This is a genomic window from Mycobacterium sp. IDUB_5 (assembly GCF_055419565.1).
Map to the genome: position 1 here is coordinate 102,843 of NZ_JBVAXX010000004.1, position 14,086 is coordinate 116,928.

Below are 14,086 nucleotides of genomic sequence, written 5' to 3' on the forward strand. Positions count from 1 at the left end.
TGGCAGGCGTGCCAGGCCAACCCACCCGCACCGTCGACCTCAACGCCGATCTCGGCGAGAGCTTCGGGGTCTGGCAGCTCGGCGACGACGACGCGATGCTCGGCATCGTCACCAGCGCCAACGTGGCATGCGGTTTCCACGCCGGCGACGCGGCCACCCTGGCCCGCACGTGCCGGCTGGCCGCCGAGCGCGGTGTGCAGATCGGCGCGCAGGTCAGCTACCGGGATCTCGCCGGCTTCGGCCGCCGGTTCATCGATGTGCCGCCCGAGGATCTGACCGCCGACGTGGTGTACCAGATCGGTGCTCTGTCGGCGCTGGCCGCGGCGGCGGGTTCGACGGTGTCCTACGTCAAACCCCATGGCGCGCTGTACAACGCCGTCGTCACCCATCGCGAGCAGGCCCGCGCAGTCATCGCCGCGGTGCATTCGGTGGACCCGGCGTTGCCGGTGCTCGGGCTCGCCGGGTCGGTGCTGTTCACCGAAGCCGAGGAGGCGGGCGTCCGGACGGTGCCCGAGGCGTTCGCCGATCGGGCCTACCGCCCGGACGGGCAGCTGGTGTCCCGGCGTGAACGCAACGCGGTGCTGCACGATCCCGACGAGATCGCCGATCGCGTGCTCGCGATGGTGACGCGGGGACGCGTGACCGCGGTCGACGGTTCGACGATCCCGATCTCAGTTGAATCGGTGTGCGTGCACGGTGATTCGCCCGGCGCGGTGCAGATCGCCACCGCCGTTCGGGAACGACTGGTGGCTGAGGGCGTGGCGCTGAGCGCGTTCAGCTGACGCCGACGGCGCGGTTGGCGCCGCGCACGATGCTGTCCAGAAGACCGGGCAGCGCGGCCTCCACCTCGTCGATGCGCAGGCGCTGGTAGGTCAGCCCGTCCACGACCAGCCGCTCGGTCACCCCGGCCTCGCGCAGGATCTTGAAGTGGTGCGTCGCTGTCGACTTGTTGATGCCGTCGTAGAGGGCACCGCACTGCACAGAGGTGCCGGCGTTGTGCAAGCGGCGGACGATCTCCAGCCGGACCGGATCGTGCAGGGCGGCCAGCACCTGCTGCACCGGGGCCACCGGTTGCGTGTCTACGCGCATGGCGTGTCCTTCACCACGTCGGGTTTGATCATCGTCAAACCCAGCGTACGCTCGAGCGGGTTCGATGTCCGTCGTACTGTACTCGACGCAGGAAGGGCTCCCATGGTGGCGATCGACCGTCCGGTCACCGAGACGCAGCGCTGGGCCTACCCGCTGCTGCTGGTACTCAGCGGAGTGGCGCTCGGCGTCTCCGGCGTTCCCGCACCGCTGTACGGCATCTACGAGTCGAACTGGCACCTGTCGCCACTGGCCACCACGATCGTGTTCGCCGTCTACGCGGTCGCCGCGCTGGGCGCGGTGCTGGTCTCTGGGCGCATCTCCGACGTGGTGGGACGCAAGCCCGTGCTCGTCGGCGCGCTGATCGCGCTGCTCGTCGGGCTGGGCGTGTTCCTGGTCGCCGACAACATGGCCCTGCTGCTGCTCGCCCGCGCCATCCACGGTGCCGCCGTCGGCTCGATCGTCGTCGCCGGCGCGGCCGCCCTGCTGGACCTGCGCCCCGACCACGGCGTCCGCAGCGGGCAGCTGTCCGGGATCAGCTTCAACGTCGGCATGACGGTGTCGATCCTCGGCTCCGCGTTGCTCGCCCAGTACGCGCCGCATCCGCTGCGCACCCCCTACGCGGTGGTCGCGGTGGTGTGCCTGATCGTCGGCGTGGGTGTGCTGGCATTGCGCGAGCCGCACACCGCCCGAAGTGCCGGACCCATCCGCATCGCGAAACCCGCTGTTCCGGAAGAGATCCGGGGTGACTTCTGGTTCTCGGCAATGGGCGCGATGGCGTCCTGGTCGGTGCTCGGTGTGCTGCTGTCGCTGTATCCGTCGCTCGCCGCGCGCCAGACCCACATCGACAACCTGGTGTTCGGCGGAGCTGTCGTCGGCAGCACCGCGTTCGCCGCCGCCTTGGCCCAACTCGCCGCAACGCGGTTGCCGGCCAAGTACTCGGCCATCATCGGCGACATCGGGATGGCCGTATCGCTGCTGCTGACGATTCCGGTGCTGCTCACCCACCAGCCGCAGCTGGTGTTCGTGGCCGCAGCTCTGCTCGGCGCGACGTTCGGGCTCGGCTTCGGCGGGTCGCTGCGTCACCTGTCCGACGTGGTGCCCGCCGGCCGACGCGGCGAGACGATGTCGGCGTTCTACCTGGCGGCTTACACCGCGATGGCGGTGCCGACGCTGGTCGCCGGGTGGGCCGCCACCCGCTGGGATCTGGCCGCGGTGTTCCCGTGGTTCGCCGGAGCAGTGGCCGCGGCGTGCCTGGCCGCCGCGGCGGCGGGGTTGCGCCAACAGTCAGCCCGCAGCTGATTCCTCGGTGACGGTCAGGGTGATCACGATCGCCGCTGGCACACTGTCGGCGTGACCGTCGGGACGCAGCCGGTAGGTCGGCGCATCACCTCGATGCACGTGCTCGTGCTCACGATCGTGGCCCTCACACTCGCCGGCACCGCGCTGCGCGACGTCGTCGCTACCCAGCCCCTGATCGCCACCGCGGCCACCGTGTTCTGCGGAATCTTCGTGCAGGCACTACCTTTTCTCGTTCTCGGGGTTCTCGTCAGCGGCCTCGTCGCCGCGGTCGTGACTCCCGACCGGCTGGCGCGGTGGCTGCCCCGCAGACCTGCCGCGGCGATCCTGGCCGCCGGGGTCGGCGGAGCGGCACTGCCCGGATGCGAATGCGGCTCGGTGCCCATCGCGCGCAGGCTCTACTCCGACGGCGTCGTCGGCGCCGCTGCAGTGACGTTCATGCTGGCTGCCCCGGCGGTCAACCCCGTCGTGCTCGTGGCGACCGCCGTCGCGTTCCCCGGTGAGCCTGCGATGGTGCTCGCCCGCTGCGCCGCTTCATTCCTCACGGCTGTGACGATGGGAGCGCTGTGGGCGCGGTTCGGGCGAGAAGGCTGGATCACCCGCAGGACACCGGATCTGCACGCGCGCGTTGGGTCGCGCTGGGCGGTGTTCACCGAGGCGGCTCGGCACGACTTCCTGCAGGCGGCATCGTTTCTCGTCCTCGGTGCGGCCGCGGCCGCGGCGCTGCACATCGTCGTGCCCAGCTGGATGTACGACCATCTCGCCGGCCACCTGATCCTCGGCATCGCCGTCATGGCTGTGCTGGCCGTGGTGCTGTCACTGTGTTCGGAGGCCGATGCCTTCGTGGCCGCCAGCCTGTCGATGCTGCCGCTGCTGCCGCGCCTGGTGTTCCTGGTCGTGGGGCCCGCCATCGACCTCAAGCTGTTCGCCATGCAGGTCGGCATGTTCGGCCGCGCCTTCGCCGTGCGTTTCGCGCCCCTGACGTTCGCGGTCGCGACGCTGGTGGCGTCCGGCGTCGGCCTGCTGGTGGTCGGTAACCGGTGAGCCGCGAGACCGAGAACGCGCTACTCCTGCTCGTCGGTGTCAGCACGGTCCTCATCACCGCAGGCGGCGCGTACACCCGCTACGTCAAGCCCGCGCTGCAACCATGGCTGCTCACAGCCGGGGTGGTGCTGGCGCTGCTGGCCATCGCCGCGATCGTCCGCGACATCCGGCGCGGCTCCGGGGCCCCCGACCACGAGCACGGCCACCGACACCGCCCCGGCGTCGCGTGGTTGCTGCTCGTCCCCATTGCGCTGCTGGCCATCGTGGTTCCGCCCGCCATCGGCCCCCAGACCGCCCGACCGACCACCGCGGCGAGCGAGAACACCACACAGCGGCGGCCCTTTCCTCCGCTGCCCGATGTCCGCGCCCCGGAGTTGTCGCTACCGGACCTGCTGATCCGGCTGGCCCAGGATTCGGCCGACACGCTGCGCGACCGCGTGGTCAGCGTCAGCGGCTTCACGATGAAAGACGGGGACCGTGTCGCCCTGGGGCGTGTCGTGATCATCTGCTGTGCGGCCGACGCCCAGCTGGCCCGTATCGATCTCGACGGACCTGCCGCAGCGGCCGTCGACCGTCTGCCCGACGGCGCGTGGATCCGCGTCGAGGGCACAGTGCCCGTCGCACAAGATGTTTCGACTCCGGCCGCAACCCCGACCATGGCGATCTACACCGCGGAGCAGATCCCGCCGCCGAAGAACACGTACAGCTACTGACGCACCCAGCCTCGCCCCCTAGGGTGGCCGTCATGCGTCTCAAGCTCGGCAGGCCCGACCTCGCCGCCTACGCCGACAGGTTCGACGTACCCGCGGCGACCACCGGCTCTGCCGTGACGGTCACCTGGGCCGGCGTGACCACCCTCCTCGTCGACGATGGACAGTCCGCCGTGCTCACCGACGGCTTCTTCTCCCGGCCGGGGCTGCTCACCGTCGCGACCCGACCCCTGCGTCCGTCGCCGTCGCGCATCGGCGACGCACTCGCCCGGCTCGGCATCACCCGCCTCGACGCGGTGACCCCCGTCCACACCCACTTCGACCACGCGATGGACTCCGCCGTCGTCGCCGCCAGAACCGGGGCCCGGCTGCTCGGCGGGACGTCGGCCGCCCAGATCGGCCGCGGCGCCGACCTCGACCGCGTCGACGTCGTCACGCCCGGTGAACCCGTCACCGCCGGAGCCTTCGACGTCACCCTGATCGAGGGCCACCACTGCCCGCCCGACCGCTTCCCCGGGGAGATCACCGCGCCGGTCCGGCCGCCGGTCCGCGCCTCGGCGTACCGCTGCGGCGAAGCGTGGTCCACGCTGATCACCCACCGCCCCGCCGGACGGACCCTGCTGGTCGTCGGCAGCGCCGGCTACCGCCGGGGCGCACTCGCCGGGCGGCGGGCCGATGTCGCCTACCTCGGGGTGGGCCAACTCGGGCTGCAACCGGAGAGCTATCTCGTCGAGTACTGGACCGAGACCGTGCGGACCGTCGGGGCACGCCGCGTCGTGCTCATCCACTGGGACGACTTCTTCCGCCCGCTCGACCAGCCTCTGCGGGCGCTGCCCTACGCCGTCGACGACCTCGACGCGTCCGTACGCGTGCTGCGCAGGCTCGCCGCCGAGGACGATGTCCCCCTGCACTTGCCAACCCTCTGGCAGCGCGCCGACCCGTGGCTCTGATCCTGTCGGTGGCCGCGCTCGTCGCGGTCCTGGGTTTCGCGTTGCTGCGTCCACACGGCTGGCCCGAGGCCGTGGTGGCCGTGCCCGCCGCCGTACTCGTCATCGTCACCGGCGCCATCAGCTGGCAGGGAGCGTGGACCGAGGTCCGCGAACTGGCACCGGTCGTGGGTTTCCTCGCCGCGGTCCTGGTGCTGGCGCGACTGTGCGACGACGAGGGCCTGTTCCACGCGACCGGTGTGTTGATGGCCCGCGCCACCTCCGGCGGCCAGCACCGGCTGCTGCTCTCGGTGTTCGGAGTATCTGCCGCCGTCACCGCGATCCTGAGCCTGGACGCGACGGTCGTCCTGCTCACCCCGGTGGTGCTGGCGATGGCGCGCACGCTGGCGGTACCCGCGCGGCCGCACGCCTACGCGACCGCGCACCTGTCCAACAGCGCCTCGCTGCTGCTGCCTGTGTCGAATCTGACCAACCTGCTGGCGTTCAGCGCCGCCGGGGTCACCTTCCTGCATTTCGCCGCGTTGATGTCGCTGCCGTGGCTGGCCGCCATCGCGGTCGAATACGTGCTGTTGCGCCTGCTGTTCCGCACCGACCTCGCCGTCGAGCCGCAACCGGCGCCTCGCGAACCCGTCGAACTACCCCTGTTCGCCCTGGTGACCGTCGGGCTCACGCTGGTCGGGTTCGCCGTCACCTCGCTGGTGGGCCTGTCGCCGGCATGGGCGGCCCTGGCCGGGGCGGTGGCCCTCGGCGTGCGTGGACTCGTCACCCGCCGCACTTCCGTCCGCAGGATCGCCGTGGCGATCGACCTGCCGTTCCTGGCGTTCGTGCTGTGCCTCGGTGTGGTCGTCGCGGCGGTGATGCGTAACGGTCTGGAGCCGGCGATGCACCGAGTGCTGCCCGACGGTCAGGGCTTGTTGGCACTGCTGGGGATCGCTGCGGTGGCCGCCGTGCTGTCGAACATCGTCAACAACCTGCCCGCGGTGCTGGTGCTGCTGCCACTGGCGGCACCGGTCGGCCCGGCCGCGGTCCTGGCCGTGCTGATCGGCGTCAACATCGGACCCAACCTCACCTACGTCGGATCGCTGGCGAACCTGTTGTGGCGCAGCGTCGTCCGCCGGGACATGAACCCCAGCTTCGCCGAGTTCAGCCGCGTCGGGCTGGTCACCACGCCGCTCACGCTGGTCGCCGCCGTGGTCGCGCTGTGGGCGGGACTGCAGGTGATCGGCGCCTAAGCGCGGCGGCGCTGCCGGGCGATCTCGGCGAGCACCACTCCGGCGGCCACCGACGCGTTGAGCGATTCGGTGGGTCCGGCCATCGGGATCGACACGATGGCGTCGCAGGTCTCCCGCACCAACCGCGACAGGCCTTTCCCTTCGGAACCGACCACCACCATGATCGGGCCCGTGCCGTCGATCTCGTCGATCTCGGTGTCACCACCGGCGTCGAGCCCGACGATCTGGATGCCCGCGTCGGCGTACTGCTTCAACGCGCGCGTCAGGTTCGTGGCCCGCGCGACCGGGGTGCGCGCAGCCGCGCCGGCACTGGTGCGCCACGCCACCGCCGTCACCGACGCCGAGCGGCGCTGTGGGATCAGCACACCCTGTCCGCCGAACGCCGCGACCGAACGGACGATGGCACCGAGGTTGCGCGGGTCGGAGATGTTGTCGAGCGCCACCAGCAGCGGCGGCGTCACGTCCTTTTTCGCCTGCGCCAGCAGATCGTCGGGGTGGGCGTAGGCATACGGCGGCACCTGCAGCGCGATGCCCTGGTGAAGACCGTTGGCGGCGATCCGATCGAGATCGTGCTTGGGCACCTCGAGGATCGCGATGCCCCGGTCTGCCGCGGTCTGCACGGCCTCGGTGAGGCGCTCGTCGGAGTCCGCTCCGAGAGCGACGTACAACGCCGTCGCGGGCACGCCTGCACGCAGGCACTCCACCACCGGGTTGCGGCCCAGGACGGTCTCGGTGTCGTCGGTCTTCTTGTGCCTGCCCTGAGCCTGGCGCGCCGCCTTCGCGGCACGCTTGGCCGCGGGGTGATGGGGCCGCTCGTGTGCCGGCGGAGTCGCGCCCTTGCCCTCGAGCCCGCGCCTGCGGACCCCGCCGGAGCCGACCGTCGGGCCCTTCTTCGTGCCCGACTTGCGTATCGCGCCGCGGCGCTGGGAGTTGCCCGCCATCTACTTGTCCGTTCCGTCAACGAGTGACCACTGAGGACCGTCGGCGGTGTCGGTCACTTCGATACCGGCCTCTTTGAGCCGGTCCCTGATCGCATCTGCTTCGGCCCAGTCACGGCGCGCCCGGGCCTCACCCCGGCGTCGCACCTCGGCCTGGACGAGGACGTCCACCGCCGCCAGCGCCGCGGAGGTCTCGTCGCGCGACTCCCAGCGCTCGTCGAGCGGGTCGGCGCCCAGGATGCCCATCATCGCGCGGATCGACATCGCGTGCGTCAGCGCGGTCTCGTGATCGCCGGCGTCCAGCGCGCGGTTACCCTCGGCGCGGGCTGCGTGCACCTCGGCCAGCGCGATCGGCACCGCGAGGTCGTCGTCGAGGGCAGCGCCGAATTTGGGCGTCCACTCGCCCGGAACCACCGCACCCACGCGGTTGCGCACCCGGTGCAGGAAATCCTCGATACCGGTGTAGGCCTTCGCCGCGTCCGCCAGCGCGGTCTCGGAGAACTCGAGCATCGACCGGTAGTGCGCGCTGCCCAGGTAGTAGCGCAGCTCGGCGGCCCGAACCCGTTGCAGCACAGCGGGAATCGCGAGCACATTGCCGAGCGACTTGCTCATCTTCTCCCCGCCCATGGTGACCCAGCCGTTGTGCAGCCAGAAGCGGGCGAAGCCGTCACCGGCCGCCTCGGCCTGGGCGATCTCGTTCTCGTGGTGCGGGAACACCAGATCCATGCCGCCGGCGTGGATGTCGAACTCGGCGCCGAGATACTCGTGAGCCATCGCCACACACTCGGTGTGCCAGCCGGGCCGGCCCCTACCCCACGGCGTCGGCCACGACGGCTCACCGGGCTTGGCGCCCTTCCACAGCGTGAAGTCGCGCTGATCCCGCTTACCGGTCGCGACACCCTCGCCCTGGTGCACGTCGTCGATGCGGTGGCCCGACAACTTTCCGTAATCGGGCAGCGTCGCGACATCGAAGTACACGTCACCCGCGCCCGTGTAGGCGTGACCCCGCTCGATCAAGCGCTCGATGAGCTCGACCATCTGGGTGATGTGCCCGGTCGCCCTGGGCTCAGCCGAGGGCGGCAACACGCCCAGCGCGTCGTAGGCGGCCGAGAACGCACGCTCGTAGGTCGCCGCCCACTCCCACCACGGCCGGCCCGCGTCGGCGGCCTTGTTGAGGATCTTGTCGTCGATGTCGGTGACGTTGCGGATGAAGGCCACGTCATAGCCCTTGGCGGTGAGCCAGCGGCGCAGCACGTCGAACGCGACACCGCTGCGCACGTGGCCGATGTGGGGCAGACCCTGCACGGTGGCACCGCAGAGGTAGATGGACACGTGGCCGGGCCGCAGTGGCGCGAAATCGCGCACACCGCCAGACAGGGTGTCATACAGCCGCATCGACGCGGCAGGGCGTTCGGTCACGACGGGCCAGCTTACCGGCCCGATCAGGCAGAACCCGCATCGCTGACAACGAGGGCCGTCGCCAGGGCCGCCAGACCCTCTCCACGCCCCGTCAACCCGAGCCCGTCGGTCGTTGTCGCCGACACCGACACCGGCGCGCCCACGAGCTCGGATAACAGCTCCTGGGCCTCCGCCCGACGCGGGCCGACCTTGGGACGGTTGCCGATGACCTGCACCGCGGCGTTCCCGACGCGCAGTCCCGCCCCCTCGAGCAGCGACCGCACGTGACGCAACATGTCGGCGCCGGACACGCCTCGCCACTCGGGACGATCGGTGCCGAAGACTCCACCGATGTCGCCCATGCCCGCTGCGGACAGCAGCGCGTCACAGAGGGCATGGGCGGCGACGTCACCGTCGGAGTGACCAGCACAACCGTCGGCGTCGTCGAACAGAAGACCCAGCAGCCAGCAGGGCCGCCCCGCTTCGACCGGATGGACGTCGGTGCCGAGACCGACGCGAGGAATCACGTCAGGATGCGGCGGCGAGAGCTTCTTCGAGAATGATCGACGCCTTCGCGTCGTCGGTGTTCTCGGCCAGCGCGAGTTCGCCGACCAGGATCTGGCGCGCCTTGGCGAGCATCCGCTTCTCACCCGCCGAGAGGCCGCGCTCCTGATCACGACGCCACAGGTCACGAACGACCTCGGCGACCTTGTTCACGTCCCCGGAAGCCAGCTTCTCGAGGTTGGCCTTGTACCGGCGCGACCAGTTGGTCGGCTCTTCGGTATGCGGCGCGCGCAGAACCTGGAAAACTTTGTCGAGGCCTTCCTGGCCGACAACGTCACGCACACCCACGTATTCGGCGTTGTCCGCAGGCACGCGGACCGTCAGATCGCCCTGGGCGACCTTCAAGACGAGGTATTCCCTCTGCTCGCCTTTGATGGTTCGGGTTTCGATCGCTTCGATCAACGCAGCACCGTGGTGTGGATAGACGACGGTGTCTCCGACCTTAAAAATCATCAGTTTCGAGCCCCTTTCACATGACGAGTTTAACACGCGCACTCTTCGGGGGTGCGCCAACATTGCAGGTCAGGGGCACAGACGGGCAACATCGGGGGTTGACAGGCCGCCGATTCCGTGCAAGGCGGGCGCCTCGAGCGCCCTGCGCTACCGCCCGTCATCGCGACCTACTACTCTGCATAGTCGAACGATGGAGACCGGCATGTCACGTCGCGTTGCCGGCCGAGCAGGAGGCACCTGAGTGAACCCTTTGGATCGGCGCACTTCTGTCACGACCGCCGTGGCGACGGCCGCGATCGCGCTGTCCGCCGTGCTGAGCGGCTGCAGTGCTGGTCAGGTCTCACAGACGGCCACCCAGGAGCCGGCGATCAACGGGACGAGTGCCACAGCCGGCCCGATCGCGCTGCGCAACGTCCACCTGCGTGCCCAGCAGTCGTCGGACTACATCCGCCCGGGTAGCGACGTCGAGCTGATCTTCACCGCGGCCAACACCTCGCCCGACACGAACGACAAGCTGGTCAGCATCACCTCCGATGTCGGCACCGTATCGCTGACCGGCGGCAAGGACCTGCCCGCCAACGGCGTCCTGGTCGTGGGCACCCCGGACGGACAGACCACGCCGCTGGAGGCCGTCGAACCCGCTGACGCGTCCGCGGCGCGTGTCGCGCTGTCCAAGCCGATCACCAACGGCCTGACCTATGACTTCACGTTCACCTTCGAGAAGGCCGGCGACACCACGGTGACGGTGCCGATCTCGGCCGGCGAGGCCCCGCGCCGGGAGGTCTCCGACAGCGGCGCAGCCGTCTCCGAGGGCGAGCACTCCGGCGGACACTGAGTCGTCCGACACGGGCGCGCCGCGCCCACCAGTTGTCGGTGCGGGCCGATACCGTCGCATCCGTGGCCCGGCCTTCGAAAACACGTTCGCAATACCGCTGCTCGGAATGCCACCACCAAACGCCCAAATGGGTGGGTCGCTGCCCTGACTGCGGGACATGGGGCACGGTCAACGAGGTAGCCCTTGCCTCCGTCGGCGGGACGGCAATCCGGCGCGCCATCGCACCCACCTCCCCCGCCGTGCCGATCAGCTCGATCGACCCGGGCACCACGCGGCATTTCCACACCGGCATCAGCGAGCTCGACCGTGTTCTCGGCGGCGGCGTGGTGCCCGGGTCGGTGACGCTGCTCGCCGGCGATCCCGGCGTCGGGAAATCGACGCTGCTGCTCGAGGTCGCCCACCGCTGGGCGCAGACGGGCCGCCGTGCGCTGTATCTCTCGGGTGAGGAGTCGGCCGGTCAGATCCGTCTGCGCGCCGAGCGCACCGGATGCACCCACGACGAGGTGTACCTGGCCGCCGAGTCCGACCTGCAGACCGCGCTCGGCCACATCGACGCGGTGTCGCCGTCGCTGGTCATCGTCGACTCGGTGCAGACCATGTCGACCACCGAGGCCGACGGTGTCACCGGCGGAGTCACCCAGGTTCGTGCGATCACCACGGCCCTGACCATGACGGCGAAGACCACCGGGGTGGCCATGCTGCTCGTCGGCCACGTGACCAAGGACGGGGCGATCGCCGGACCCCGCTCGCTGGAGCACCTCGTCGACGTCGTGCTGCACTTCGAGGGGGACCGCGCCTCGGCGTTGCGGATGGTGCGAGGCATCAAGAACCGGTTCGGAGCCGCCGACGAGGTCGGCTGTTTTCTGTTGCACGACAACGGAATCGAGGGTGTGGCGGATGCGTCGGGCCTGTTCCTGGACCAGCGCCCGAAGCCGGTGCCCGGCACGTCGGTGACCGTCACGCTCGACGGCAAACGCCCGATGATCGGCGAGGTGCAGGCGCTGATCGGGTCCCCGGCCAGCGGCAGCCCGCGCCGCGCCGTCAGCGGCATCGACTCCTCCCGCGCGGCGATGATCACCGCGGTGCTCGAGAAACGGGCGCGGTTGCCCGTCGGCGCCAACGACATCTACCTGTCGACCGTCGGCGGCATGCGGCTCACCGATTCCTCATCGGATCTCGCGGTGGCGCTGGCGATCGCCTCGGCGTTCACCGATCTGGCGATGCCGACGTCGGCGATCGCGATCGGCGAGGTCGGCTTGGCCGGTGACCTGCGGCGGGTGACAGGGATGGATCGCCGGCTGGCCGAAGCGGTCCGACTCGGATTCACCACCGCCGTCGTGCCCGCCGGCCTGACGTCGGCACCCGCGGGCTTGAGGACCTTCGAGGCGGACAACATCACCTCGGCATTGCAGGTGTTGCGGCAGATCAGCCAGAATGACGCGAACTGAGGCACTTCTCGAGGGGATCGGATGGCCGTGAAATCGACGGGACGCAGCACGCGCACGGTCGTGCCGTTGGCCCGTCCGACGATGCGGGAGACGATCGCCCGGCTCGCGCCGGGAACTCAGCTGCGCGACGGCCTGGAGCGCATCCTGCGAGGGCGGACAGGCGCGTTGATCGTCATCGGGTTCGACGACAGCGTCGAGGCCATCTGCGACGGCGGCTTCTCCCTGGACGTGCGGTACGCGCCGACCCGGCTGCGTGAGTTGTCGAAGATGGACGGCGCCGTGGTGCTCTCCAGCGACGGCAGCCGAATCCTGCGCGCCAACGTGCAATTGGTGCCCGACCCGTCGATACCGACCGAGGAGTCCGGAACGCGGCATCGGTCCGCCGAGCGCAGCGCGATCCAGACGGGCTACCCCGTGATCTCGGTCAGCCACTCGATGAGCATCGTGACGGTGTATGTGGCCGGCGAGCGGCACGTCGTCCCCGAATCGGCGACCATCTTGTCGCGGGCCAACCAGACCATCGACACACTGGAGCGCTACAAGACCCGCCTCGACGAAGTCAGCAAGCAGCTCTCGATGGCCGAGATCGAGGACTTCGTGACACTGCGCGACGTGATGACCGTGGTGCAGCGGCTCGAGATGGTGCGTCGCATCAGCCTCGAGATCGACTCCGACGTCGTCGAACTCGGCACCGACGGCCGGCAGCTGAAGCTGCAGCTCGATGAGCTGGTGGGCGACAACGACATCGACCGCGAGCTGATCGTGCGCGACTACCACGCCAACCCCGACCCGCCCACCGCGGCGCAGGTCACCGCGACGTTGGAGGAGCTCGACGGGCTCTCCGACAGCGAGCTGCTCGACTTCACCACGCTGGCAAGGGTTTTCGGGTACCCGTCGACGGCCGAGGCGCAGGACTCGGCGATGAGTTCCCGCGGCTACCGGGCCATGTCGGGGATACCGCGCCTGCAGTTCGCGCACGTCGACCTGCTGGTCCGCAACTTCGGTTCCCTGCAGGGCCTGCTGGCGGCGAGCGCGAGCGATCTGCAATCGGTCGACGGGATCGGCTCGATGTGGGCGCGCCACATCCGGGAAGGTCTGTCGCAGCTCGCCGAGTCGACGATCGCCGACCGGCTGGCCTGATCAGGCTGTCGCATCCAGGTCGCTCACCTGGTGCCGACGGTAGTTCTGCCGGTATTTCTGCGGCGAGACCCCGACGGTGCGCAGGAAGTGATGGCGCAGCGACGCATACGAACCGAACCCGGACTCCTCGGCGACCCGGTCGACCGGCAGCGCAGTACCCTCCAGCAGCCGCCGGGCCAGGTCGACCCGCATGGCTGTCAGCACGCCCTGCGGGGTCGTGCCGACGTGGTCGCGGAACTGCCGATTGAGGGTGCGCACGCTCACGGCGGCATGCGCGGCGATGGTCGACAGGTCCAGTGCCTCGGTGGCGTGCTCTCGCATCCAGTCGATGGTCGGCTGCAATGGATGACCGGCGCCGGCGGGGGCGGCGTGTTCGATGTACTGCGCCTGCCCGCCGTCGCGCCACGCCGGGATCACCACCCGACGGGCCGCCGCACCGGCCAGCGCGGGGCCGGCGTCACTGCGGATCAGATGCAGACAGAGATCCAGGCCGGACGCCACCCCGGCGGCTGTCAGCACCGGCCCGTCGTCGATGAACAGCACACTGGGGTCGACGTCGACGTCGGGGAAACGGCGGGCCAGTTCGTCGGCCCATTGCCAGTGGGTGGTCGCGCGGCGGCCGTCGAGCAAGCCCGTCGCGGCGAGGGTGAACGCGCCCACGCACATCGAGGCGATGCGCGCGCCGGACGCGGAAGCAGCCAGCAAGGCCGTCACCACCGCAGGGTGCGGCGGTTCCAGACACGCTTCCACGCCTGGCACGATCACCACGTCCGCGCGGACGAGCCCGTCGAGCCCGTGCTCGGTCCGGAATTCGACGCCGCCCCAGGGCGCCGCGGTGACAGCGCGGCGCCCACGACTGCACACCCGCACCTCGTAGCGCGACGTCCCAGCCGCGTCGTTGGCCATCCCGAACACCATGCCCGGGATCATCAGCTCGAAGCCCATCACACCGTCTTGTGCCAGCACCGCGACGATCATGGCCAGATCTTAAA

At 70.0% G+C, this 14,086-nt stretch carries 15 protein-coding genes; 9 read left to right on the forward strand and 6 right to left on the reverse strand.

Features of this window, described 5'->3' with window-relative positions:
- Positions 1-8: 8 nt before the first annotated feature.
- Positions 9-782, forward strand: coding sequence for a LamB/YcsF family protein (locus tag ACZY1G_RS13545; protein WP_463822684.1), 774 nt, complete (start codon positions 9-11; stop codon positions 780-782).
- Here the strand turns inward: ACZY1G_RS13545 and ACZY1G_RS13550 are convergent.
- Positions 775-1,089 carry an ArsR/SmtB family transcription factor gene (locus ACZY1G_RS13550; RefSeq protein WP_463822685.1) on the reverse strand — a complete coding sequence of 105 codons (315 nt, stop codon included), beginning with the start codon at positions 1,087-1,089 and terminating at the stop codon, positions 775-777. The genes ACZY1G_RS13545 and ACZY1G_RS13550 overlap by 8 nt on opposite strands.
- A gap of 102 nt (positions 1,090-1,191) precedes the next feature.
- On the opposite strand from ACZY1G_RS13550, the gene ACZY1G_RS13555 reads away from it, so the two are divergent.
- The 5 genes from ACZY1G_RS13555 to ACZY1G_RS13575 all read left to right on the forward strand — a co-directional run bounded on the left by ACZY1G_RS13555 (position 1,192) and on the right by ACZY1G_RS13575 (position 6,318).
- Entirely contained in the window at positions 1,192-2,388 is a 1,197-nt protein-coding gene (locus tag ACZY1G_RS13555) for an MFS transporter (RefSeq protein WP_463822686.1), read from the forward strand.
- Between the two features lie 93 nt (positions 2,389-2,481).
- On the forward strand, positions 2,482-3,429 hold the full coding sequence (locus tag ACZY1G_RS13560) for a permease (protein WP_463814736.1): 948 nt from the start codon (positions 2,482-2,484) through the stop codon (positions 3,427-3,429).
- Positions 3,426-4,142 (forward strand): TIGR03943 family putative permease subunit, encoded by a 717-nt coding sequence (locus ACZY1G_RS13565; RefSeq protein ID WP_463822687.1) that lies wholly within the window; start codon positions 3,426-3,428, stop codon positions 4,140-4,142. The genes ACZY1G_RS13560 and ACZY1G_RS13565 overlap by 4 nt, the downstream gene beginning before the upstream one ends.
- Before the next feature lie 32 nt (positions 4,143-4,174).
- On the forward strand, positions 4,175-5,089 hold the full coding sequence (locus ACZY1G_RS13570) for an MBL fold metallo-hydrolase (protein WP_463822688.1): 915 nt from the start codon (positions 4,175-4,177) through the stop codon (positions 5,087-5,089).
- Positions 5,080-6,318 carry an SLC13 family permease gene (locus ACZY1G_RS13575; protein ID WP_463822689.1) on the forward strand — a complete coding sequence of 413 codons (1,239 nt, stop codon included), beginning with the start codon at positions 5,080-5,082 and terminating at the stop codon, positions 6,316-6,318. Before ACZY1G_RS13570 ends, ACZY1G_RS13575 begins: the two co-directional genes overlap by 10 nt.
- Here the strand turns inward: ACZY1G_RS13575 and rlmB are convergent.
- The 4 genes from rlmB to carD are packed head-to-tail and all read right to left on the reverse strand — an operon-like array spanning position 6,315 to position 9,671.
- Positions 6,315-7,259 carry a 23S rRNA (guanosine(2251)-2'-O)-methyltransferase RlmB gene (rlmB, locus tag ACZY1G_RS13580; RefSeq protein ID WP_463812390.1) on the reverse strand — a complete coding sequence of 315 codons (945 nt, stop codon included), beginning with the start codon at positions 7,257-7,259 and terminating at the stop codon, positions 6,315-6,317. The genes ACZY1G_RS13575 and rlmB overlap by 4 nt on opposite strands.
- Positions 7,260-8,651: a cysteine--tRNA ligase gene (cysS, locus tag ACZY1G_RS13585; RefSeq protein ID WP_463814737.1), complete on the reverse strand. Its 1,392-nt coding sequence runs from the start codon at positions 8,649-8,651 to the stop codon at positions 7,260-7,262.
- A gap of 47 nt (positions 8,652-8,698) precedes the next feature.
- Positions 8,699-9,181: a 2-C-methyl-D-erythritol 2,4-cyclodiphosphate synthase gene (ispF, locus tag ACZY1G_RS13590; protein ID WP_463822690.1), complete on the reverse strand. Its 483-nt coding sequence runs from the start codon at positions 9,179-9,181 to the stop codon at positions 8,699-8,701.
- A gap of 1 nt (position 9,182) precedes the next feature.
- The gene (gene carD / locus ACZY1G_RS13595) at positions 9,183-9,671 is read right to left on the reverse strand and encodes an RNA polymerase-binding transcription factor CarD (protein ID WP_463812392.1); all 489 of its coding nucleotides are present in this window, start codon (positions 9,669-9,671) and stop codon (positions 9,183-9,185) included.
- 241 nt (positions 9,672-9,912) lie between these two features.
- On the opposite strand from carD, the gene ACZY1G_RS13600 reads away from it, so the two are divergent.
- The 3 genes from ACZY1G_RS13600 to disA all read left to right on the forward strand — a co-directional run bounded on the left by ACZY1G_RS13600 (position 9,913) and on the right by disA (position 13,094).
- A complete protein-coding gene (locus ACZY1G_RS13600) occupies positions 9,913-10,506 on the forward strand; it encodes a copper chaperone PCu(A)C domain-containing protein (protein ID WP_463822691.1) in 594 nt (197 codons plus the stop codon).
- Positions 10,507-10,568: 62 nt separating this feature from the next.
- Positions 10,569-11,954 (forward strand): DNA repair protein RadA, encoded by a 1,386-nt coding sequence (radA, locus tag ACZY1G_RS13605; protein WP_463812394.1) that lies wholly within the window; start codon positions 10,569-10,571, stop codon positions 11,952-11,954.
- A 21-nt stretch (positions 11,955-11,975) separates the two neighbouring features.
- Positions 11,976-13,094, forward strand: a complete 1,119-nt coding sequence (disA, locus tag ACZY1G_RS13610; RefSeq protein WP_463812395.1) for a DNA integrity scanning diadenylate cyclase DisA — start codon at positions 11,976-11,978, stop codon at positions 13,092-13,094.
- Here the strand turns inward: disA and ACZY1G_RS13615 are convergent, their stop codons facing one another.
- Positions 13,095-14,072: a GlxA family transcriptional regulator gene (locus ACZY1G_RS13615; RefSeq protein ID WP_463822692.1), complete on the reverse strand. Its 978-nt coding sequence runs from the start codon at positions 14,070-14,072 to the stop codon at positions 13,095-13,097.
- Positions 14,073-14,086: the final 14 nt, after the last annotated feature.